The organism is Chryseobacterium nakagawai (genome assembly GCF_900637665.1).
Lineage (GTDB): Bacteria > Bacteroidota > Bacteroidia > Flavobacteriales > Weeksellaceae > Chryseobacterium > Chryseobacterium nakagawai.
The window spans coordinates 1945562-1969399 of record NZ_LR134386.1; the positions used below are offsets into that span (position 1 = coordinate 1945562).

Below are 23838 nucleotides of genomic sequence, written 5' to 3' on the forward strand. Positions count from 1 at the left end.
AAAAGTATCAACAGTGATTTTCTGTTGATACTTTGATTAATAGAGAGTAATTAAAACTATTTTTCTACGTTTCTGATAATTACAATTTGTCCACCTTCTTTATTGGTGTTGACTCCAGAACCGTCAGGATTTTTAAATTTATCTAATTGCCAAGTGTGAGAATGTATATTCACAGCAAATGTATTAGGAACTCCGATGATATCGGAAATATCAACCATTGCTCCATATTCCCATGAACCGAATTTCTGAAGATCTCCGGATTGGTTGTATGCCGTATTCCATGCAGAATTACCTCTGTTATGTTTCATATTCAGCCATGGCTTATATTGCTTTGTAGCGATATTCAACTGCCAGATATGTGAATCATGGTTAGCTGCTTTATAATATGAATCTCCGTCTTCCTGGATGTAAACATAGTTTTCAGTTACACATAAATTATCTGGATTAATCAGGTTATTACCAGGGTTAGAATCTCCTTCCGCAACTACTTCTAATTTTCCTGTCAACATATTGCTGGAGTTAAGAACAAGCTTATACACTCTTCCCCACATCGTTAATCCCGGCTTTGGATTTACACCATCAGAAGATTCTCCCGTTGCGGTAAAGTAAATCTCTCTTCCTTTTCCTGCTCCTTTTCTGTAGTCCACATCCTCTACTCTTGAAAAACGGATGGCATTATTATCAATGTTTTTCTGATTGATCTGAGCTCCGGTAAGGTTTTTAGCGTTAGGAATCTCAACAAATTCTACATCATAGTTGCTTCCTTTCGTCATATCCGTTTCAGTATAGTTATTATTTGTTCTTTTCAGTGCATATAATTTACCGTTATTCAAGTCTCCCTGAGTATCTGCTACATACATGATCAGCTGTCCTGCAGACTGGTGAGAAGAAGAATAAGACTGATCTTCCCCAATTAAGATATAAGATTTTCCATTAGAAACATCTTTAGGAAGAGGAACTGCATTTTCCATAGAAGCTTTTCCTAAGGCTGGTTTTACTCTGGTTTTGTCTGATGCCTGAGATGCTGGTGCCAATGGATCCAACGCATGAACCATACTTTCTTCACCAGATTCTCCTGCAGTAAGGAAGGCGCTGAAACCATGAATTTCGGGTGTTGCCAATGTTGCTGAGCACAATCTTGTCATTCCTCCGGTCCCATTTAAAATATATTCCCCTTTTACAGGTCTGAACGTTTTATCCAGATACACTCTTGATACTGATTGTTTGATCTCGTGGTTGGTAATCATCAGATAACCGTCTGAGTTAGGGTCTTTCATGATTCCCATTCCATCAGGCTGTCCTCCGAAAACAAAATCAGGAGAACCTGGAAGAACATCAGAACTGGAAATAAGCGTGGTAATATTTAAGTTCTCAAAGCCAGTCATCCCATACACAAAAGCAGACTCTTTAGAGTAGTTTTCAATTTTGACCTTGTCATTGACAGGAGTATTTTCACCTCCGTTATTATCTTCATTACAGCTTTGAAAAGCAAAGGCAGCAAAGACTAAGGCTCCAATAGTTTTGTTAATTTTCATAATTACTTTTTTTTGAATTTCGATTATGACAAAACTAAAGACCTAGTGTTAATTAGACTTTACGGAGAGAAAACAAATAGTTTAAGATTAGGTAAGAGTTTGTTAAGGAATAGTCAATAATTAGAACAGTTATAAATAATTTATTGCCTGTTGTAGCAAAACCAGGATTTCCACTATCACCTTGTTTTTTTTGCAAGACCCTTTACCCTAAGTGAATAAAATTACTTTCTTAATGGATAATTATTTATTTTTAACAAATTTATAATTTGGATTAACGCATTGCGGAAAATCAAATGTTATGCACTATTTAACCGCCTAATCAGAAAACTAAACTATAACCATGAAATATTTTATCCCTATTTTATTTTTTACCCTAGTCGGGTGTAAAAGTGTCCAGCAAGTCAGTAAACAGAATATTGAAAATGCAATAACAAAAAATGCTCTTCAATTATTAGAGGACAAAAGATTTCATTCTGTTTCCGTTGCGGTGCTTAAAAATGGCGAATCCACCATAAAACATTTTGGAGAATTAACGATTGGAAAAGGAAATAAGCCCAACGATTCTACACTTTATGAGTTAGCTTCTGTAACTAAAACCTTTACAGGTTATATAGCTGCTAAAGCCGTACTTGATAAAAAAATAAATATGGATGATGATATTAGAATCTATCTTGACGACCCTTATCCTAATTTAGAGTTTAAAGGTGAACCTATAAGAATCAAGCACCTCATCACCCATACAAGTGGATTTCCTAATTTTCCAATAAAAAGCGAAAATAAAGAGGCCTTTTTTGAAGGATTAAAGCTCATCAAAATTGAAACGAAACCTGGTGAAAAATATTACTATTCAAATACAGCTCCTGAGGTGACAGCCTATATACTTGAAAAAGTGTATCACAAACCTTTTGAGGACTTGGTCACTGAATTTATTTTGAAACCCAATAAAATGAACCAAACCAAGTTTACACTCAATGACAATGACCGAACAAGATTAGTAAAAGGTTATAACGATAAAAATGAGGCAATGCCTAACTTCAAAAGAACTTTATGGGGTGGAATTTCAGGATTGCACTCTACGGCTCCGGATTTAGTGAAATATATGAAATTGCAACTTAACCCATCCAATCTTATTGTCAATGAATCTCATAAAAAATTATATAAAGAAGGTTCTGATTTTTGGGAGGGTTATCATTGGTACATCATAGAAAATGGTAATAAATTAATCTATAGACATCATGGAGGCATATACGGAATGCAGAATTGGTTTGTGATTTATCCTAAACAAAATATAGGAATATCCATATTGACCAATACCAGCTTTAATGAAACAGGAGAAATTTTAGAAAAAGTAGTTGATAATTTGTATGATGACTTACAGGTAAACTAAATTTAGCAAATACAAATAATCCCTTTCAAAAATTGAAAGGGATTATTGTTTATATTAACTCAGGATAATGAAATCCTTAAAGCCGCAAAGCGGTAATATTTTATAGGAATTAATTAAATATTCAAAGCTTTCTGATAAGCGTTTTCCAATCCATCAAGGTTTTTACCACCTGCCGTAGCAAAACCAGGATTTCCACCACCACCACCTTGGATTTCTTTAGCAAGATCTTTCACAATAGCTCCTGCCTGATAATCTGCTGCCAGATCATCAGAAACTCCTACAGTAATCATTGGTTTGCCATCCGCATCAGAAAGAATGATCGTTACTGAAGTTGGAATCTCTTTCTTCAATTGGAATACAATATCTTTAACAGATCCAGCATCTAAAGAAGTCTTTTTTACTAATAACTGTTTGTTACCTTTCTGCTCATAAGCATTTTTCCAATCACCGATTTCTCCTTTTGCCTTTTCTTTTTTAAGAGCGTCAACTTCAGATTTTAATGATGCATTTTCCTCGATTAATTTCTCGATAGATCTTACAACATCTTTAGACTTCAGCAATTGAGAAAGTTCAATCATCTGTTTTTCAAGACTCTTGAAGTATTCTTCTGATTGGTCTCCTGAAATAGCTTCAATTCTTCTGATTCCTGCCGCTGCAGAACCTTCAGAAGTAATTTTGAAGTGACCGATTTCACTGGTATTTTTTACGTGAGTCCCTCCGCAAAGTTCCTTAGAACTTCCGAATTGGATCATTCTCACATGGTCTCCATATTTTTCACCAAATAAAGCCATTGCTCCTTTCTCTAAAGCTTCCTTAATTGGAATACTTCTGAATTCCTGTAATGCAATACTTTCTTTGATTTTGTGATTTACTTTTTCTTCAATTAAGGCGATTTCTTCTTCAGTCATTTTATTAAAGTGAGAGAAGTCGAAACGCAGATAATCAGGACCTACGTAAGAACCTTTTTGCTCCACGTGAGTTCCTAAAACATCTCTTAATGCCTCATGTAAAAGGTGAGTTACAGAGTGGTTACCCTGAGAGTTCTTTCTGTCTGTTGCATTTACTTTAGCATAGAAAAGAGCTCCTGCATCTTTCGGAAGACCGTTAATCAAAGAAATGATTAATCCATTTTCTTTTTTAGTCTCCAGTACTTCGAAGCTTTCAGTGGCATTCTCAAGCACCCCTTTATCTCCAACCTGTCCACCACCTTCAGGGTAGAAAGGAGAGCTGCTTAATACCACCTGATAAAATTCTCCGTCTTTATTTTCTACCTTTCTGTATCTTGTAATATAGGTTTCAGATTCAATCTGGTCGTATCCAACAAATGTTTCAGGTTTTTCTTCTAATGTTACCCAGTCATAAACTTTCTGAGCAGAATCCGCTTTTGAACGAAGCTTTTGTTTCTTCATTTCAGCTTCAAATCCTTTCTCATCAATCGTTAATCCTTTTTCCTCAGCAATAATTCTTGTTAAGTCATCAGGAAAACCATAGGTATCATACAATTCAAAAACCTCTTCGCTTGGTAATACTTTCAGATGATCAGCAATGGTCTGTTGAATCAATTTATCAACTCTGATCAGACCATTTTCAATAGTTTTTAAGAATGAATCTTCTTCACTTTTGATGACTTCTGTTACCAAAGTTCCTTGCTTTTCAAGTTCAGGGAAGAAAGCTCCCATTTGTTCCTGAAGAACAGCAACCAATTTGTAAAGGAAGGGTTCTTTCATATCTAAGAATCGATAAGAATAAGAAATTCCTCTTCTCAAAATTCTTCTAATAACATAGCCCGCTCCTCCGTTTGAAGGCAATTGTCCGTCTGCAATCGCAAAAGAGACAGCTCTGATGTGATCGACAACTACACGAATGGCAATATCTTTTTCATCTTCTAAAATTCCTGTATATTTTTTCCCTGAAAGTTCTTCAACCTTCGCAATTAGCGGAGTGAAAACATCAGTGTCATAGTTGGAAGATTTCCCTTGAAGCGCCATACAAAGACGTTCAAAGCCCATTCCTGTATCTACATGTTGAGCAGGTAATTTTTCCAGAGAACCATCTGCTTTTCTGTTAAATTCCATGAAAACGAGATTCCAAACTTCCACCACTTGAGGATGATCGTTGTTTACTAGTTCCAAACCAGAAACTTTAGCTTTTTCTTCCGGAGTTCTTAAATCAATATGAATTTCTGAGCAAGGTCCACAAGGTCCGCTTGCGCCCATTTCCCAGAAGTTATCCTTCTTATTTCCGTTGATGATTCTATCCTCTGAAATATGAGATTTCCAGTAATCATAAGCATCCTGGTCTCTGTTAAGGTTTTCAGATGTATCTCCTTCAAAAATCGTTACGTATAAATTCTCTTTTGGTATTCCGTATACTTCAGTCAGTAATTCCCAGGCAAAAGCAATAGCCTCCTTTTTGAAGTAATCCCCGAAAGACCAGTTCCCCAACATTTCAAACATGGTGTGGTGGTAAGTATCTCTACCTACATCATCCAAATCATTATGCTTTCCTGAAACTCTTAAACACTTCTGTGTATCGGCAATTCTTGGGGCCGTAGGTGTTTTGTAGCCAAGGAAAAAATCCTTGAACTGCGTCATTCCTGAGTTGGAAAACATAAGGGTAGGGTCGTCTTTCAGCACAATAGGAGCTGAAGGAACGATAAGGTGCTCCTTACTTTTAAAATAGTCTAAAAATTTTTGACGTATCTCTTGTGATGTCATAGTATTGCTTTTGCTTTTTTTAATATCAAATTTTGATAAGATGCAAATTTAAGATTTTTAGGTGATTTAATATCCAATATTTGATATTTTCAAGGATGTTTTATCAAATGCCGGACATAATAATTACTCATGGTTAGGAATATATGCTCTTATAGACTCTTAAATTTTTATGGTAACTCTAATTTTATATTAATTTATTATTTCGCTCTGTCATTCCGAATGTAACGAAGTGAAACGAAGAATCTAAATTCATCAATGAGATTCTTCCTTCGTCAAAATGACAATAGGTAAAAACTACCTATTAAATATCATTTTTTATTTTACGGATACATGCAAAGACTAACATTAATTTTTGGCACAAATTCACGAACTATCTTCTTTATACATAAACCCATAGAATAAGGTTATTCGTGCATTAGTAGCCAATACAACAATGTAGAATTTTACCGGAGATAAAATCCTTGCGCCTTAAAAATAGTTTCATGATCTGAAATCTTGCGTCTTTACGTTTTCCAACAACAAAGCATTCACTCCAAGAAAATTTTTGTCATTTCCATTTAACTTATTACCTTCGTTAAGATCTGAAATAAGATAAGAACAACCTATTATAATGATGAAAAACGAAATGCTGAAAAGCTGGATAGATCAATATTCCGGACCGCTTTTGAAGAAAGCTTTATATATGCTTTCCAATAAAGAAGATGCTCAGGATGTTGTTCAGGATGTTTTTATTGCTGCATTTTCCAATTATGATTCTTTTGAAGGGAAGAGCCAGCCACTCACCTGGCTTATGGCTATTCTTCAGAGAAAAATTGCTGATTTTTACCGGAAAAAATATAAATCTGAGCCCAATGTAAGGCTGGACCACTTTTTTGATGAGTCAGGGTCATGGAAAAATAATGATGTGTTGAATGACTGGAATGTTTCCACAGAATCTGAACTGTTAGACAATCAGGAATTTAACAAAACACTTGAAGAATGCATCGAAGAATTGCCTGCCAGATGGAAAATTTTACTAAAAATGTATTATCTCGAAGAAAAAAAAGCACCCGATGTGAGTCAGGAATTGAATGTTTCCACGACTAATCTTTGGAAGATCCTTCAAAGAACCCGGATGCAGCTTAGAGAATGTCTGGAGTTTAACTGGTTTTCAAAAGTATAGAGATGATAAGAAACATTCTACATATATTATTTTTGCCATGCAGTGAAGCCACTTTGCTGATGGAAAAGCGTAATGCCCAAACAATCTCTCCCAAAGAAAACAGGAGATTGAGTCTTCATATTGCTATCTGTAAATGGTGTAAGGCCTATAATGAAAAGCTGAAGTTACTGGATAAGATTTTTAAAAAGACATTGACAGAAAAAAATGCTGAAATTAATGAATCTGAAATTCAGGATTTTAAAAATAAAATGATTGAAAAACTAGATTTCTAAGAAAAATTTTGTCAGGATTTTGAAATAGTTCCGACTATACTTTTGAAAACAATAAAAGTATTAATTCAAAATCTAAAAAAATGATCGGAACAGTAAATCAATCGGATAAACATCCATCAACGTATTCCCTGGGGTATTATATTTCTCTTTTCGGAGCAGCGCTTATATTGCTTTGGATTGGGGTTTTCAAATTTACTCCAACTGAAGCAGCAGCTATAAAGCCTTTGGTGGAAAACCATTTCTTAACCTTTTTCGTATATAAGATAATGAGCGTCCAGACTGTATCAAATCTTATCGGAGTGATAGAAATTATCATTGCTTTATTACTGATATTTAGTGCGAAATTTGCTGTACTAAAAAGATATGCAGGAATAGGAATGGTGGTTACTTTTCTGGTGACATTAAGTTATTTATTTACGACTCCGGGAATGTGGAAAATAGTAGATGGAGTTCCTGTTACAGACTTTTTTATTTTAAAAGATCTAATGCTTTTAGGGTTTGGATTCATGATATTAGAAAAAAATAAATAATGAATAAAAAGCTAAATATGAAAAATATATTAATTGTACTCGGAATTGTTCTGGGTATTGCAGTCTTTGCTGCCGGAAGCGGGCTTTTTAAAAAGAATAAGCCTATTGAAACAGACATAAAAAAAGAAAAACAGGAAATTATGGATAATAAAAATGTCAGGGAAATTTATTTTGCAGGTGGATGTTTTTGGGGAACAGAGCATTTCTTTCAGCAGATTCGTGGGGTTGTAGGAACAGAAGTAGGATATGCCAACGGAAAAACTCAGAATCCAACCTATGAAGAAGTGGTAAGCCACACAACAGGATTCGCAGAAACAGTGAAAGTGAAATATGATCCTGAGCAAGTGGATTTGAAGCTGTTAATTGATTTATATTTTAAAACTATTGATCCTACGAGCCTTAATCAGCAAGGAAATGATAGAGGAGACCAATATAGAACAGGAATTTATTATACTGATAAAGCTGATGAGGCCCTTGTAAAAAATGAAGTTCAGAAATTGGCAAAGGGATATAGCAAACCGGTTGTGGTAGAAACTATTGCTTTGAAAAACTTCTATAAAGCGGAAGACTATCACCAGGATTATTTAGATAAAAACCCCGGCGGATATTGTCATATTGAACCGGGACTTTTTGAAATGGCGAAAAAAGCCAACCCACTTCCAAAAGCAACAACGTATCAAAAGCAGGATAAAAAAGCTTTAAAGCAAAAACTGACAGCAGAACAATATAATGTAACGCAGGAAAACGGTACCGAAAGAGCTTTTCAAAATGAATATTGGAACGAAACCCGTGAGGGAATTTATGTAGATATTACTACAGGAGAGCCTTTGTTTGTTTCTACCGATAAATTTGAATCAGGCTGCGGATGGCCAAGCTTCTCAAAACCGATCACTAAAGGTTTGATTGATGAAAAACTGGATCGTACTCATGGAATGACAAGGGTAGAGGTAAGAAGTAAAACCGGAGATGCTCACTTAGGACATTTATTTACAGATGGACCAGAGGATAAAGGAGGACTTCGTTACTGTATCAACAGTGCTTCTCTGAAATTTATTCCCAAAGCTGAAATGGAAACGAAAGGATACGGAAAATATCTTCCGTTGTTAGATAAAAAGTAAATTGAAAGAAAGAGGCTGCCACATGGCAGCCTTTTATTTTAAATGGTATGTAGAGGATTGATACCTTTCTTTAAAACTTAATATAGAAATATAAGATAATATCAGGAATCCTGCGATAATAACATAAGCCTCTTTGGTCAGGTGAGAGAAAAATGCCTGAGTTTTTTCAAAAAGGTTGGGCTTTGGGATGTCGCTGACAATGGAACCGTCATCTATTCTATAAATGACATCATCACAAAGTTCACAAGGTCCTGTTGGTAGATTTGGATAAGCAATAGTAACAGGGACAAGTAAATTTCCTGTTTTTTCCAGATCTATCGCATATTCTTCGTGTCTGGAAATATGCATATCATTAAGCAGAGAAACAAAATCTCCATAGGTGTTTTCATTCCCTAAAATAAACTCTATGCCGGTTTGTTTCTCATTTCTTTGTTGTAGAGCATTGACTTCTGAAACGTATGCATCTGAGTTTTCTTTTGCTTTACCAGCGGAAACTTCTATTTTTTTGAGATTCCAGTTTCTTAATGGTTCAAGAACATCATTATAATTGCTTTTGTCTTTATCTAATTTGGGCGGGATGCTGATATCCACCACTGAAGTGGTTATTTCTTCAATTTTTCGGTTTCCGAAATGCCACAGCAAAACAGGAATAACTAAAGCACTGATCAGTCCCGGATGATAATATACTCTTTTCATACTGCTCTTTTTTTGTGAATCTGAAGGTTTTCTTTAATGCTTAACATGGATATATTCAAAAATAAAAGAAACCCAAAAATAAAGGAATAGACATCTTTAGGAATGCCTGTATAAAGTTGTTGCATTTTGTCAAAAAGATTGGGAGCATAAGCTTTTCCAGGTATGGAAATATTGTCATTACAGAGGAGGCATTCAAATTCTGGAGCTGTACGATTAGGATCTTTATATTCAACTGTTGCAAAAAGATGTCCTGTCTTTTCAAGATCTAATGCATACGTAGCCTGTTTTGCAATAGACATATCGTTGAGAAGAGAAACAAAATCACCGTATGTATTATTTTGATCTAAAATAAATTCTATTCCCGTCTCTTTATCATTTCTTTTTTGGAGGTTCTTTAGCTCAGAAACATATAGTTTTGAATTTTCTTTGGCTGTACCAGAGGCTATATTTATTTTCTTGTAATCCCAGTTTCTAAGAGACTCAAAGGTAAAATATGATGTGTCATTACTGTCTCTTATTTTCGCAGGAAGACCAATATCCATTACTGAAACATTAATTTCTTCAAACTTTTGACTTCCATAATACCAGAATAAAATAGGTATTAGGACAGCACTTATCAAGCCTGGAAAGTAGTATATTTTTTTCATTCCCTTCGTTTTGATAAAAATAGAAAATTATGTCAAAATGAAAAAGTAAATTACCAGAGAACTTTACTATTTAACAAAATTGAATAAAAAATAGGGTTGGATTGATAAAAATTGGATTAAAATGATATTAAATTCTGATACTTTCATAGACTTTCAAGATTAAAATATTAAATTTGATAGAACTAATAGGGAATTATGAAGTTAATTGAACTCGCAGAAGAACTCAATGTCTCTGCAGAAGCGATAAAACAGTTTATACAGGACTTTGATCTTGAATTAGTAGACTGCGTCAGTACCAACTTTGAAGTAAAGGAAGATTTTGAGAAATTTGCCCGTGAAAATGTAGATTTTTTAAGACTATACGAAAAGGACCTGGATAAAGATAAAACCTTGGAACAGATTGCTGAAGTTATCAATCAACCAAAGGAGAAAGTTGAAAAGGTGATAAAAGATAATAATCCTAATATTTTTGATAATGGCTTTTTCAAATCTTCGATTTCAAGCTATGGCATCGATAATAAACTGGGTGGAAATTATCAGTTTGTATATGATTATTTCGGACACAAAACCAGTCTGCAGAAAAGAGATTTTATAGGCTACAGAGATTTGTTTTTCTACACATCAGCGGTTCTTGAACCATTTTTAAATCCGCAGCAGATCAAAGATTGGGGCATCAATAAACCGGCAGGAATTATTCTGTATGGCCCTCCCGGAAGCGGTAAGATTTTCTGGGCCAATAAAATTGCTGAAATCATAGGCTATCAGTTTAAAGAAGTGAAAAAACATTATTTAGGGACTTCACTGATTGACGGGAACCATATCAATTTTAGTGATTTTCTTTTAACTATGATGAAAGAAAATAAGATGCTGCTTTTCCTTGATGATTTTGATGAAATTATGATGGAAAGAAAGGCAGATAATGATATTGCGTCCTGTAACCTGGAAGCTCAGGAACTGATTCTTCATTATATCGGAAAATTTGAAAAAGAAGGCGTACTAATGGTAGGTTCTGCTAATTCTGTATCCGAAATTGATGAGGAAATTTTAGCACCCGGAAGGTTTGATGTGATGATTCCAATATTTCCGCCTAATGCTTCTGAACGTTCAGAGATCATCTTATACGCAATGACAAGAGGACTTGAAGAAGACTCTCTACTGTATAAAATCTTAAAAAATAATAAAGCAGATAAGGTCCCTTTCTGGCATGAAGTTTCATCAAGAATGAAAGCCTTTAGCAATACCATGCTTATTGATTTTACCCAAAGTTTAAAGAAAAGGATCAAAAACCTTTACCAAAGAACCCGAAATGAAAAGCTTAAAATAGACCAGAAACTTATTAATGGAGCTTTACGGGATGCTGCAGCAAAACTTACAGAAGAATACCTGGATCAGGTAGCTCGGTTTTTGGCAGATGCTATCATCAATAACTTTGACGAATTCCAGTTTAGAATTCAGGCTCTGAAAAATGAACTAGAAACTTACAAAGTGGTTGAAGAACCCAGACGTGCCATTGGGTTTCAGCATAACGGAGAGAAAGAAGAGTAGTCGGGATGTGTGTTACGAGACTCAGGATTAAGGAATTATGAGGTATTAGGATAGAAGGTTGTTATTCCTCAATCATCTCTTTGTCTATTGTCTTTCCATCTATTATCTTTCCATCTATTATCTTTCGTCTATCATCTAATCATCTTATTACTCATGGTCAGCATTTGGGAACAGGAAACATTTTATCGTAAAAGAGATATTGTCATTATTGGGGCAGGATTCTCCGGACTTTGGACGGCGTTATCAATTAAAGAAAAATACCCTCAAAGATCTATTCTTGTTATTGAGCGGAATGCTATTCCACTGGGTGCTTCAACACGGAATGCAGGTTTTGCATGCTTTGGAAGCCTTACAGAAATTATTGCTGATTCCCGAAAAATGGGCTGGGATAAAACATTGGATCTTGTTAAAATGAGGTTTGATGGACTTCAAAAAATCAGACAATATTTTAAAAACAGCGAAATTGATTTTGACCTTAATGGAGGATACGAAATTTTGAATAATGATGAACCTTTACTTCATATAAGCGAAGTTAATGAGAAGCTGAAATTCATCACCGGACTTGAAGAGACATATTCCTTACAACAGCATAAAATAAAAGAATTTGGATTGGGTAAATCTCAATTTTTAATAGAAAATCCATGTGAAGGAAGCCTGCATTCTGGAAAGTTAGTACAGAAACTTTTAGAAAGATGTCATGAATTGAAAATTGAGTTTTTGTTTGGAACTGAAGTACAAAATATAGAAGAAACTGATGATGAAATTAAAATTTGTTTTTCAGAAGCTATTTCAGTAAAAACAGACAAAGTAATTCATTGTACGAATGCTTTTAGTTCAACGTTTCTTGAAAAGGAAAATATAGTTCCTGCTCGGGGACAAATTCTGCTGACTGAACCTCTAGAAAATCTAAAGCTAAAAGGTACTTTTCATTATGATGAAGGGTTTTATTACTTCAGGAATATAGGAAACAGAGTTTTGTTAGGCGGCGGAAGGAATCAAGATTTTAAAACTGAAGAAACAACAGCTTTTGAAACAACAGAATTTTTGCAGCGCCACTTAGAAAATTTTTTAAAAGAAGTCATTTTGCCCCATCAGGATTTCAAAATCGCTTTACGATGGTCAGGAATTATGGCGATGGGGAATGAGAAAACCCCTATTGTAAAACAGCTTTCAGACAGACAGTTTTGTGCAGTAAGACTTTCCGGAATGGGAGTTGCGCTGGCACCAAAAATTGGAGATGCTGTAAGAGAAATGATAGAATAGAGGAAAGAGACTTAGTGATGAGAAATCAAAACCTTTTACACTCTAAGTATTTAACTTTAGATCTATAAAAATTGAAAGAGTAAAGATGTAAGACTGGGTATAAAATACTTTTGTTTAATCTGAAACTTTGCATCTTAAACCTTGAGCTTTAAACTAAGATACCCCATATCTCACACCCTAAAAACTCGCAATTCTAAAAGAAAACCCTTATTTTTGCAAAAAGAAGAAATCGTGATTAATAACGACCAGATAAAAGAAGTTCAATCCAGAATTGGTGAATTGTATAGATACCTTCAGATTGAAAAAAAGAAGATAGAAATTGCCAATGATGATGAGAAAACAGCAGCACCTGAGTTTTGGGATAATCCTAAAGCGGCAGAAGCTTTCCTGAAGCAGCTTCGTTCCAAGAAAAAATGGGTAGAAAGCTATGATGAGATTTATGCACAGTTTGAAGACATGCAGGTATTGGTAGATTTTGCTAAAGAAGATCCTGATTCTGAAAAAGAACTTGATGAGACATTCCCGCAATTGGTGGAGAAAATTGAAGACCTTGAATTCAAGAATATGCTTTCCAATGAAGGGGATGAATTGTCTGCAGTTCTTCAGATCACGGCCGGTGCTGGTGGAACGGAGAGTTGTGATTGGGCGTCCATGTTGATGAGAATGTACACCATGTGGGCAGAAAAACAAGGTTATAAGATTCGTGAACTGAATTTCCAAGCAGGTGATGTAGCCGGAGTGAAAACGGTTACTCTTGAAATTGAAGGTGAATTTGCTTTCGGATATTTAAGAGGGGAAAACGGAGTTCACAGACTGGTAAGAATTTCACCTTTTGATTCGAATGCTAAACGCCATACCAGCTTTGTTTCCGTATATGTTTATCCCTTAGTAGATGATACAATCGAAATTAATATCAATCCTGCTGATATATCCTTTGAAACGATGAGATCTTCCGGGGCCGGAGGTCAGAACGTAAACAAGGTAGAAACAGCCGTACGTCTTCGTCACGCCCCAACCGGAATTATCATTGAAAACTCAGAATCCCGATCTCAGCTTCAAAACAAAGAAAAAGCAATGCAGCTCTTACGTTCCAGACTCTATGAAATGGAATTGGAAGAACGTATGAAGGCAAGAAATGAGATTGAAGCCAATAAAATGAAGATTGAATGGGGAAGCCAGATCAGAAATTACGTCATGCATCCCTATAAATTGGTAAAAGATGTACGCTCAGGCCATGAAACCTCAGATGTGGATGCTGTAATGAACGGAAATTTAACCCCTTTCCTTAAAGCTTTCCTGATGGCCGATGGCACCGCAGTTTCCGACGATGACCTTGACCTATAAATATCATGTGAAATTTTAGTTAAAATCTTATAATTAATTTTTGTTTCAGATATTTTAGACTTATTTTTGTTGTTCATCAATATATATGGAAGATTTCAATAGCTGGAAGGATTTATTAAACCCTGAGTTTTATATTAAAATGGGAGGGTTTTGGCTTATTTTATTTATTGTGTTTGCTGAAACAGGTCTTTTTGTAGGATTTTTCTTGCCTGGAGATTCACTATTATTTGTTTCAGGAATTTATGCCGTTGAAATCATTAAAGAAACTTTTGGTTCTACAGGAAGCGACTTCTTAGATACCACAATTCTTGCCTCAGGAGTAGCTCTTGCTGCTATTGTAGGAAATGAAGTAGGGTATTATTTTGGAAGAAAGGCAGGTCCTGCTTTATATAAAAGACCAGACTCGATGCTTTTTAAGAAGAAATATCTTTATCAGGCACATGATTTCTTTGAAAAGCATGGCGCACTGGCCATCATTATGGCAAGATTCTTACCGGTAGTGAGAACATTTACTCCTATTGTGGCAGGGATTGTAAGGATGGATAAGAAAGAATTCTTAAGAGATAATGTTATTGGAGCTGTTCTATGGTCATTCATTCTGATCTTCGCAGGGCACTATCTTGACAAGCTTTTTATGGAGCAGTTTGGAATCAACTTGAAAGAAAAACTAGAATACATTATTATTGTAATTGTATTGGTAACAACACTTCCTGTGATAATCAAATTTATGTTTGGAAAGAAAGAAGATTTCTCTAAATACGAAAATAAGGACTTTGAATAATATTCAAAGTTCTACATACAATGTAAGGCTATCCCTCCACGGATAGCCTTTTTTTTGCATTAATTATTAATACTAAGTTTGTGTTGATCTAAATTTTACACAAAGTTTTTTATTTTAACATAGTCTATTATTAGAGTAAACTAAGAAGAAATCAATTCTGTTGATTCCATTTTTTGCTTTCTAAAAGTATATATGAAGAAGATAAAACCTTTGCATGACAAATTGAAGGCATTACACCATTAAGAAAGATGAATTAAGAAGGCTTATCCTAAACCCCTTAAACAATTTTAATGGTTCTTTTGTATCCAATTCAGAATATTCGGATAAATAATACTGTCTCTTTTTCTTTTGCTGAAAAATCTGGGAGCATGTCCGGTTTTCTCCATAAAGATAAATTTATGAGGAACATCCATACGGGTCAATGCCGAATCCATTGCAATTCCCTGGTGTTGATTCACCAAAAAATCATGATTTCCCTGGAATAAAAGGGTAGGAACATGGGTAATATTAGCAATAGGGCTGGCTTCTTTAAAGGCTTCTGAGAAATTTTTACGATCAAACTTGGTTCCCACTACTTTTTGGAGAGTAGGTGAAGTATATTTAGAATAAAAAGAATTCAGATATTCAGGGCTATAAAAATCTGTAGGACCGCTTAAAGAAATGATCTTTTTAATCTGATCCGGATGTTGATAACCATAGAGTAAGGCAAGATGTCCACCGGCACTTTCACCAAGAATAATATAATTGTTGGGCTGTAGCTCTGCCTTTTCAGCTAAAGAATTAAATTTCTCAATCACCGAACCAATATCCTCAAGTTGTTGTTTATAAGTGATTTTTTTCCTGAGGGAAACCAGGCGATAATTCATATTGATACTTGGAATTTTATGCTGGAAAAGCATTTTCTGAATCTGGATCATGTGTTCCTTTTTTCCCAGTGTCCAGGCTCCACCATGTACAATAAGAACAACCGGAGAATCTACAGCGTAATCTTTGGGTAGAAAAACATCCATTTTCTGTCTTTTGTGCTCTCCGTATTTTAAGTTGTAGATTTTCTGCTGACCATCAGGGCCAACCCAAACTCTGAATTTTGTATTACAGGATTGCAAAAGGAAACTGATGCATCCCATAACGAAAAAATGATACCTGAGAATGAGCTTTTTCATAGAGTAAATGTACAGAAAAAGAAACAGCAGAAATAACGAAAAGATATGATTTTTATGATGTTTTTATTTGTTTTTCAGGATGTTGTACGGTATTTTTTTATTAAAGAATATCTTTTAGTATCATTCTTTATGCAAAGCATTTGCGTAATTATACAAAGATCGGTTATATCTGGGTAAATGTTGAGAAATTGCTTTTAAGGTTAGCGATAATGCCTCCTCGTATTCTCCTGCAGAAGAAAGGGAAAGAGCTAAAAAAGAATTAACAGCATCATTGAGCTCATCAGAATAGTTAGCTTTTTCTTCTCTTAAAATATGAATGCTTTCTTCTATTCTTCCGTTATTTCTTAAGGTGCTTGCCAGTTGAATTCTTGCTCTTCTTCTCCTTAAACCAAATAATCCTAAAGTCAGTGCAGATCTATATAAGGGCTCAGCCTTCTTTTCATATCCAGTTGAATCAAAGGCGCATGCCATTTCAAAATCTGCAATCGCTTGTGCATCTGCAAGAAGGCTCGTATGATCTTTGAGCTCTTGAATAAATTCTTCATTGCTTATTATTCCAAGTTTCTGCCAGATATCTTGTAATTGGAGCTCCCAGTTTTCATCCATTCTATAGATTTTATACAAAGATATAAAATATTGAAAACGAAGTATTGCTTTATAATTCTTAAAATTATTGTCATATTATGAATCAGAAAATGAAATTAAATATTTATTTTTGCTGAACTTAACAAAGATTAAAAAAACATTAAAATATGGCATCAGGCTTTTTTGCAATTTTAGACGATATTGCAGCATTGATGGATGATGTAGCCGTTACCAGTAAAATAGCTACACAGAAAACAGCGGGAATTTTGGGAGATGACCTGGCTGTAAATGCAGAAAAAGCTACGGGCTTTCTTTCTTCCAGAGAACTTCCGGTATTGTGGGCCATTACCAAAGGCTCCTTTATTAATAAACTGATTATTCTTCCCATTGCATTTCTGCTCAACTGGCTTTATAAGCCTGCCATTGAAATGATCCTTATTTTGGGAGGCCTATACCTTGCTTTTGAAGGAGTAGAAAAAATTATAGAGTTTCTATTTCACCGTTCTAAAAAGGGGCATGAAGTAGTGAAGGAGAATAAAGAAGAAGAAGAAAACTCGGAAGCTTCTGAAAAGGCAAAAATTAATTCTGCGATCAGAACAGACTTTATCCTTTCTATTGAGATTGTCATCATTGCTTTGGGAACGGTAATCCAACAAGAACACCCACTTCTTACACAGATTCTTACCGTAACTTTTGTTTCATTCATTGCAACGGTAGGGGTTTATGGAATTGTTGCCCTTATTGTGAGAATGGATGATGCAGGTTTTAAATTAATCAAAAAAAGTCACGATAAAGGATTCTTTTCTAAACTTGGACATTTTTTGGTAAAAGCGTTACCGGTAATCATTAAAATCTTAGGAGTGGTCGGAACAATTGCCCTGATTTTAGTCTCAGGAGGTATTTTTGCTCACAACATTCACTACCTGCATGAATTATTACCAACCTGGCCGGCTATGTTAAAAGAATTTACTTTCGGAATCGTAGGCGGGCTCGCTGCAGTTCTTGTTTTTACAATAGGAAAATCAATCTATTCACTGGCTACGAAAAAATAAAAAGATACTTCTAGATAATAAAGAAATCCTGTGCTATTCTCAGTATAGGATTTTTTTGATTAATGATTTTACTTCATATTGGTTTTGATGAGCTCAATCGCTGTAATAATTTTTGATCCAAACATATCCTTTGCCCAGGTTTCAGAAGCTTTTAGTCGTTCTAGAATTAAGAAAAGAGCAAGCCCCTCCTCCTGTGACCACCATTTTTTATTCCGTCTGACTCCATCCAGCGCAATGTTTTTATCCATCTTAGCACCATTAGGATGAATCAGCCATAAATACATAGAGTATTGTCCCATCCCTTCCATGGTAAGGAAAATATCATCTATCTCTTTTAATCCTTGATATTGATCTTTAAAATACTTTGTCTGTCTGTCGTTAATTAAGGTGAATCCCTTTATAAGTTGTTCTGTATTCAGTTCCTTATCACTAATACTATTATAAAGGCTATTTATTTCTGACTGGTATAGATCAAGATAATCTTTATTTTCACTAAAAATAGCTTGAACCATGTCATCATTGAAAGAGACCCCAAAATTATTTTGTTTTTCAAGTTGGGTAATAATCTTTCCAAAGTTTTGCATTTGTTGAGTATGGGAAAACTCATGGATGAAAACTCCTGTGATTAAATTATCCAACCCCAATTCTTTGCTTTCAACTCCTGCTTTTTTCCAGAAACTAGGTAAAGGCATTACAAAAAAAGATTTTTGACCCAAAGGAGCTTCTGATGCAAATGATATAATTCCTACAGGAATAGTCTTTTTATTAGGTAGGGTAAGGGAATTATGATGAGGCTTTTTTTTCCAGTTTAATTTCAGATTTAGGAGATTATAACCTTTTATTGACTGACCTTTAGGAATGGTTACTGAAGAGGTTGAGTACACATAAGTTTCATCAAAAAATACAAACTGTACAGGATGAATTTTGTCAATTTTATAAATGTTTTTATATAATAGTGACCATGCAGAAAACCACTGATTCACGGCAGTATCAAACTCTCTGTTATTATTTTGTTGTCCAAATGCTTTTAATGAGATGGTAAATAGCAATAAAAAAAGTACTATTCTTTTCATTTCCGGACTTTTTAATAAAGAGCTAATATACAAATAGATGAAATAAAAAAGAGACCCTAAGGCCTCTTTTATATTAATTGAATAAATCTTTTACTTTATCAAAAAAAGTTTTTTCCTTTCCGGATGGTTCTGCAACCATTTCTCCGCTGGACATTTGTTTTTCAAAGAAGTCTTTCTGCTCCTTAGTAAGCTTTTGAGGTGTCCATACGTTGATATGAATGAACATGTCTCCTTTACCATAGCTGTCAATGCTTGGAAGACCTTTTCCTGCTAATCTTAAAATTTTTCCGGATTGAGTTCCTGGATCAACAGTAATTTTCACTTTTCCGCCTACTGTAGGAATTTCTTTTTTCGTTCCTAAAGCAGCTTCAGCAAATGAAACATACAATTCCTGGTGAAGGTTATCACCTTCTCTCTTGATGGTTTGATCTACTTCCTCTTCAATGATGACTAATAAATCACCCGGAACTCCACCAAATGGAGCGTCATTCCCTTTTCCTCTTACATTAAGCTGGATGCCGTCTCTTGCTCCTGCTGGAATATTAATGGTAATTTCCTCCTCATCTTTTATAAGACCCTGAGCATTAGCTCCGGCAGGAATTTTATCAGCAACCTTTCCGATTCCCTGACAAGTACTACAAGTAGTTTGAGTCTGCATTTGACCAAACATCGTGTTCATCACTTTAAGCTGAACACCGGAACCGTTACAGGTAGGACACGTTTTTGAAGTGGCACCTTCTGCCACCTTCATTTTTTTTACTTTAATGGTTTTGTGAGTTCCATTTACCATTTCCTCAAGGTTCAGCTTGATTCTGATTCTTAAATTAGAACCTTTCACCTGCTGACGGCCACCGCCGCCACCGCCAAATCCTCCGAAACCACCTCCGAAAATATCTCCAAACTGGCTGAAAATATCTTCCATGTTCATTCCGCCTCCGAAGCCTCCGCCTCCAAAACCACCATTTCCACTCATTCCGGCGTGACCGAATTGGTCATATCTGGCACGTTTCTGATCGTCGCTTAATACTTCATAAGCCTCAGCAGCTTCTTTAAATTTTTCTTCAGCCTCCTTATCCCCTGGATTTTTATCCGGGTGGAATTTAATGGCCATTTTACGGTAGGCTTTTTTTATTTCGTCGGCAGATGCAGATTTGCTGATCTCAAGAACCTCGTAATAATCTCTTTTTGACATGACAATTTAATAATTGATTGTTGATAAATGATAAAAGATATTGTAAAGCTAATAAGTGAAACATTCATCAATTATCACTCATCATTTATCATTTATGAATTCTAGTTTCCTGTTACTACTTTTGCAAAACGGATTACCTTATCATTTAAAGTATACCCAGTTTCAATAACATCTACGATTTTCCCTTTCAGCTCTTCTGATGGAGCAGGAATTTGAGTAATAGCTTCATGGAAATCTACGTTGAAGCTGTCTCCAGCATTCACATCCATAGCTTTTAGTCCTTTTTCTGTAAGTTTATTTTTGAACTTCTGATAGATAAGTTCCACTCCTTGAAGATCAGATGGATTTCCATTTTTAGCGATTTCTTTTAATGCTCTTTCAAAATCATCCAAAACGCCCAACATAGAAACCATCATATCCTGATTGGCATATTGGAAGAATTCTATTTTCTCTTTAGAAGTTCTTTTTTTATAGTTCTCGAATTCAGCATATAATCTGATGTAACGGTCTTTTTCTTCTGCCAAAAGTTCCTCAGCTGAAGGAGTCGCTGTCACATTGTCCTGAGACGTTGCCTCGTTCTGAATGTTGTTATCTTCCTGATTATTGATGCTTTCTTCGTTAATATCCTGATTTTCCATAATTCAATATTTATTTACTGAATTGTTTGACAAAGACTCTGCCAAAGGAAAAAAACAGGACATTAAGGCAGAAAAACAACGGGAATAAATGGTCTATTTTGACAAGAGATGAATAGACATGAGACAGAGAGATAATAGATGAATAAATAAAAGATAAAAGATTGGTAAAGAAGGAAATGAGTTTTAATTTTAAATTTAAGTAGATTGAATAGCCCACACTTAAATACTAAACCTTAAAACTTTGAAGCATCATACCCTAAATCTCAAATCATAAAATCCGATATCAATTATTGCTCTCCTGTAAACGTCTGATACAACAGGTATAGGTTTAAAACAATGATAATCGCCGAGATTACCCATACACAAACCTTTAAGAACGGTTTATTCACAAATTCACCCATTTTAGCTTTGTCATTGGTGAACATAACTAACGGAACTACGGCAAAACTTAACTGCATTGATAAAATAACCTGGCTTAAAACCAATAATTCTGTTGTTCCCTGTTCTCCATAAAGAATAGCAACAATTAATGCAGGAATAACCGCAATAAGTCTTGTGATCAATCTTCGTAGCCATGGTTTTAATTTAATATTTAAAAAACCTTCCATGACGATCTGACCTGCTAAAGTTCCTGTAAGGGTTGAATTTTGCCCAGAAGCCAATAACGCAATTGCAAATGCAATACTCGCCATTGAAGCGCCTAAAATTGGGGTTAGCATCTGGTATGCATCGTGAATATCAGCTACATGTTGATTTCCTGTAGTATGAAAAGTGGCAGCAGCCAATATCAAAATGGCAGCATTGATAAAAAATGCCAACATTAATGATACCGTACTATCTAAAGTGGCAAATTTAATAGCCTCTTTCTTGCCTTCCGTATCACGAGTATAATCCCTGGTCTGTACAATACTGCTGTGAAGGTACAGATTGTGCGGCATTACGGTAGCTCCTAAAATACCAATCGCAATATAAAGCATCGCAGGATTTTGAATAATCTCTTTTTGTGGGACTAATCCACCCAGAATTTCATTAAAAGCCGGTTTTGAAATAACAATTTCATAGGCAAAGCAGGCAAGAATAATGAAAATAAGCCCACCCACAATACTTTCAATCCATCTGAAACCTTTTGCCTGAAGGAGAAGAATAACCAGTACATCCACAGTAGTAATTACAATCCCCCAGGTCAACGGAATATGAAATAACAGATTTAAGGCTATCGCTGAACCAATGACCTCGGCGAGATCACAGGCGGCAATAGCTATTTCACAGAAAACCCAGAGAATAAAATTGGTAGTAGGATTGAAATGATCTCTACAGGCCTGTGCTAAATCCCTTTCTGCCACTACACCAAGCTTAACAGATAAATGCTGTAAAACCACTGCAAAAATATTGGAAATAAGAATGACCGAAAGTAGGGTATATCCAAACTGAGCCCCTCCGGCAATATCAGTAGCCCAGTTTCCCGGATCCATATATCCTACGGCTATCATAAGCCCGGGCCCTGCAAAAGCAAGGTATTTCCTCCAGAAACTGGCTTTTTTAGGTATTTTAATAGAAGAATAAACTTCTGATAAAGAGTGAGATGTTTTATCTTTTCGCCAGGCGCTTTTTAAATTGAAATTCATAAATGTTAGAAATGACTAACAAATTTAATTAAATAAATGTAAACACAAAAAATAAGCACATAAAAAATCCCGGAAATCATTTCCCGGGATTCAATTTTTATTGATTCTAAAGATTATTTAGAAAATCTTACAGACATTTTTCGGTCAGCAGCTCTTTCAGCATCAGAAGCTTTTGCATCTACTTTAGCAAATTTACTTCCGTACCCTTCTGCTCCAAGCACCTGAGCACCAACTCCTGCTTTAGCTAAAGCAGCCTTGATGAAATCAGCTCTTGATTGTGATAGTTTTACATTAGAAGCTTCGTTTCCTACTTTATCAGTATAACCACCGATTTTGATTTTAGCATCCGGGAATGCTTTAAGAATAGCTACCAGGTTATCCATTTGTCCTTGCGAACCTGCTTCTAACTCAGTAGAACTTCCCATTTTGAAGTTTACATGGTCGAAATCGTACCACTTATCTTTCAATGCAGCATCGTCAGCGGCATTTTTATAACCTCCGGATTTCAGGAAGGAAATCATCTGATCTTCCATACCTCCTTTGTAACCTTTCAACATTACTCCGTTAAGGTCGATGTTTTCATCGGTTTTAGTTGCAGGAGTAGCTGTGGTAGCTGGCGCAGAGGTTGTTGCAGATGCAGTATCTGTATGTGTCCCTGTTGAGTCTGAGGTAGAAGTCATTGTAGTAGTGGTTTGCTTCTTCTCACACTGCTTCCAAAGGAAATATCCGGCTGCAATTACTAATAAAAGCGGAAGCAACCATTTCCAGATTGAGCCTCCGCCTTGATTATTATTGTTGTTATTTTCAAACTGTTCTCTTATTTCTCTTGTTCCTTCACTCACATTTTCTCTTGCTGTAGCAACACCTTCAGCGATGTTGTCCTTAGCAGTAGAAGTTACTGAAGAAACAGTTTCCTTAGCCTGACCGAACCAATTTTCAGCTCCTAATCCAAAAGAAGCTAAAGAAAGACCTGCCGGCAATAAAGAAGAAATAATGCCTTTCTGATCATTCAGTAAGCTGGAAATACCTGAAGCACCCAAATTATTGTCTGCTGCATATTTTCCTACGGTACCTACTGTAGCCCCGGTAACCAGGTTTAACAAAGAACCTGCAGAATTGTTGCTGATCCCTGAAAAACTGGCAATAGAATTCACTAATCCGCCTACTTTATCTCCAAATAAAGAAGATAATAAGTTGGTAATGATAGGGTTACTAGACGATCCGCCTAATAGATTTCCTAAGATTCCACTTGAAGAGGCTTTCGTAATGGCATCTACAACGCCAGGGTTGTCTGCGTTATTGGCTAATCCACCTACTACAGCAGGTAATAAGCCACCAATTGCTTTAGAAATACCGGATTCGCTTTCTCCAAACTGTGATGCAGCCTGTGAAACCAAAGCGGGACCTAATTGTCCTTTAATTAAATCAATGACATTTAAAGACATAATAATAAATTTTTTGATTAATGTTGATATAAATTTAAACAAAAATCCGTCCAAATGTCACTTTTTTT

21 protein-coding genes are annotated in these 23838 nt (G+C 35.4%); 10 read left to right on the top strand and 11 right to left on the bottom strand.

Translation table 11 applies throughout. The features are described from left to right. Positions 1–56: 56 nt before the first annotated feature. Complete coding sequence (locus tag EL260_RS08935; protein ID WP_123859825.1) at positions 57–1535, bottom strand: alkaline phosphatase PhoX; 1479 nt, start codon at positions 1533–1535, stop codon at positions 57–59. Positions 1536–1875: 340 nt separating this feature from the next. Here EL260_RS08935 and EL260_RS08940 point away from each other — a divergent pair, with 340 nt between their 5' ends. Next, positions 1876–2922 carry a serine hydrolase domain-containing protein gene (locus EL260_RS08940; RefSeq protein WP_228445379.1) on the top strand — a complete coding sequence of 349 codons (1047 nt, stop codon included), beginning with the start codon at positions 1876–1878 and terminating at the stop codon, positions 2920–2922. Between the two features lie 113 nt (positions 2923–3035). On the opposite strand, the gene alaS is transcribed toward EL260_RS08940, so the two are convergent. Beyond that, positions 3036–5639: an alanine--tRNA ligase gene (gene alaS / locus EL260_RS08945; protein ID WP_123859826.1), complete on the bottom strand. Its 2604-nt coding sequence runs from the start codon at positions 5637–5639 to the stop codon at positions 3036–3038. Between the two features lie 610 nt (positions 5640–6249). On the opposite strand from alaS, the gene EL260_RS08950 reads away from it, so the two are divergent. The 4 genes from EL260_RS08950 to msrB all read left to right on the top strand — a co-directional run bounded on the left by EL260_RS08950 (position 6250) and on the right by msrB (position 8721). Further along, entirely contained in the window at positions 6250–6801 is a 552-nt protein-coding gene (locus EL260_RS08950; protein ID WP_123859827.1) for a sigma-70 family RNA polymerase sigma factor, read from the top strand. Positions 6802–6803: 2 nt separating this feature from the next. Continuing rightward, positions 6804–7073 (top strand): hypothetical protein, encoded by a 270-nt coding sequence (locus EL260_RS08955; protein WP_123859828.1) that lies wholly within the window; start codon positions 6804–6806, stop codon positions 7071–7073. A gap of 80 nt (positions 7074–7153) precedes the next feature. Further along, entirely contained in the window at positions 7154–7603 is a 450-nt protein-coding gene (locus EL260_RS08960) for a DUF417 family protein (RefSeq protein WP_123859829.1), read from the top strand. A gap of 17 nt (positions 7604–7620) precedes the next feature. Next, positions 7621–8721 (top strand): peptide-methionine (R)-S-oxide reductase MsrB, encoded by a 1101-nt coding sequence (gene msrB, locus EL260_RS08965; RefSeq protein ID WP_123859830.1) that lies wholly within the window; start codon positions 7621–7623, stop codon positions 8719–8721. Between the two features lie 33 nt (positions 8722–8754). On the opposite strand, the gene EL260_RS08970 is transcribed toward msrB, so the two are convergent. Together EL260_RS08970 and EL260_RS08975 are read right to left on the bottom strand one after the other, a co-directional pair. Further along, a complete protein-coding gene (locus tag EL260_RS08970) occupies positions 8755–9417 on the bottom strand; it encodes a hypothetical protein (protein ID WP_123859831.1) in 663 nt (220 codons plus the stop codon). Continuing rightward, positions 9414–10064 carry a hypothetical protein gene (locus tag EL260_RS08975; protein WP_123859832.1) on the bottom strand — a complete coding sequence of 217 codons (651 nt, stop codon included), beginning with the start codon at positions 10062–10064 and terminating at the stop codon, positions 9414–9416. The genes EL260_RS08970 and EL260_RS08975 overlap by 4 nt, the downstream gene beginning before the upstream one ends. A gap of 195 nt (positions 10065–10259) precedes the next feature. Between EL260_RS08975 and EL260_RS08980 the strand changes: the two genes are divergently transcribed. From EL260_RS08980 to EL260_RS08995, 4 genes are all read left to right on the top strand, one after another. Next, a complete protein-coding gene (locus tag EL260_RS08980) occupies positions 10260–11609 on the top strand; it encodes an AAA family ATPase (protein ID WP_123859833.1) in 1350 nt (449 codons plus the stop codon). A gap of 153 nt (positions 11610–11762) precedes the next feature. Continuing rightward, entirely contained in the window at positions 11763–12872 is a 1110-nt protein-coding gene (locus tag EL260_RS08985; RefSeq protein ID WP_123859834.1) for an NAD(P)/FAD-dependent oxidoreductase, read from the top strand. 231 nt (positions 12873–13103) lie between these two features. Next, complete coding sequence (gene prfB, locus EL260_RS08990; RefSeq protein WP_123860681.1) at positions 13104–14216, top strand: peptide chain release factor 2; 1113 nt, start codon at positions 13104–13106, stop codon at positions 14214–14216. Positions 14217–14301: 85 nt separating this feature from the next. Next, positions 14302–14997: a DedA family protein gene (locus EL260_RS08995; RefSeq protein ID WP_123859835.1), complete on the top strand. Its 696-nt coding sequence runs from the start codon at positions 14302–14304 to the stop codon at positions 14995–14997. Between the two features lie 287 nt (positions 14998–15284). Here the strand turns inward: EL260_RS08995 and EL260_RS09000 are convergent, their stop codons facing one another. Together EL260_RS09000 and EL260_RS09005 are read right to left on the bottom strand one after the other, a co-directional pair. Continuing rightward, a complete protein-coding gene (locus tag EL260_RS09000; protein ID WP_123859836.1) occupies positions 15285–16160 on the bottom strand; it encodes an alpha/beta hydrolase in 876 nt (291 codons plus the stop codon). Positions 16161–16280: 120 nt separating this feature from the next. Further along, positions 16281–16766, bottom strand: coding sequence for a tetratricopeptide repeat protein (locus EL260_RS09005; protein ID WP_164466621.1), 486 nt, complete (start codon positions 16764–16766; stop codon positions 16281–16283). A 146-nt stretch (positions 16767–16912) separates the two neighbouring features. Between EL260_RS09005 and EL260_RS09010 the strand changes: the two genes are divergently transcribed. After that, the gene (locus tag EL260_RS09010; RefSeq protein WP_123859838.1) at positions 16913–17797 is read left to right on the top strand and encodes a DUF808 domain-containing protein; all 885 of its coding nucleotides are present in this window, start codon (positions 16913–16915) and stop codon (positions 17795–17797) included. Between the two features lie 68 nt (positions 17798–17865). On the opposite strand, the gene EL260_RS09015 is transcribed toward EL260_RS09010, so the two are convergent. From EL260_RS09015 to EL260_RS09035, 5 genes are all read right to left on the bottom strand, one after another. After that, positions 17866–18870 (bottom strand): hypothetical protein, encoded by a 1005-nt coding sequence (locus EL260_RS09015; RefSeq protein WP_123859839.1) that lies wholly within the window; start codon positions 18868–18870, stop codon positions 17866–17868. 73 nt (positions 18871–18943) lie between these two features. Then, positions 18944–20062 carry a molecular chaperone DnaJ gene (gene dnaJ / locus EL260_RS09020; RefSeq protein ID WP_123859840.1) on the bottom strand — a complete coding sequence of 373 codons (1119 nt, stop codon included), beginning with the start codon at positions 20060–20062 and terminating at the stop codon, positions 18944–18946. A 101-nt stretch (positions 20063–20163) separates the two neighbouring features. Next, positions 20164–20700, bottom strand: coding sequence for a nucleotide exchange factor GrpE (locus tag EL260_RS09025; protein WP_123859841.1), 537 nt, complete (start codon positions 20698–20700; stop codon positions 20164–20166). A 287-nt stretch (positions 20701–20987) separates the two neighbouring features. Next, a complete protein-coding gene (locus EL260_RS09030; RefSeq protein ID WP_123859842.1) occupies positions 20988–22325 on the bottom strand; it encodes an Nramp family divalent metal transporter in 1338 nt (445 codons plus the stop codon). A 113-nt stretch (positions 22326–22438) separates the two neighbouring features. Continuing rightward, positions 22439–23770 (bottom strand): OmpA family protein, encoded by a 1332-nt coding sequence (locus EL260_RS09035; protein ID WP_123859844.1) that lies wholly within the window; start codon positions 23768–23770, stop codon positions 22439–22441. Between the last annotated feature and the right edge of the window lie 68 nt (positions 23771–23838).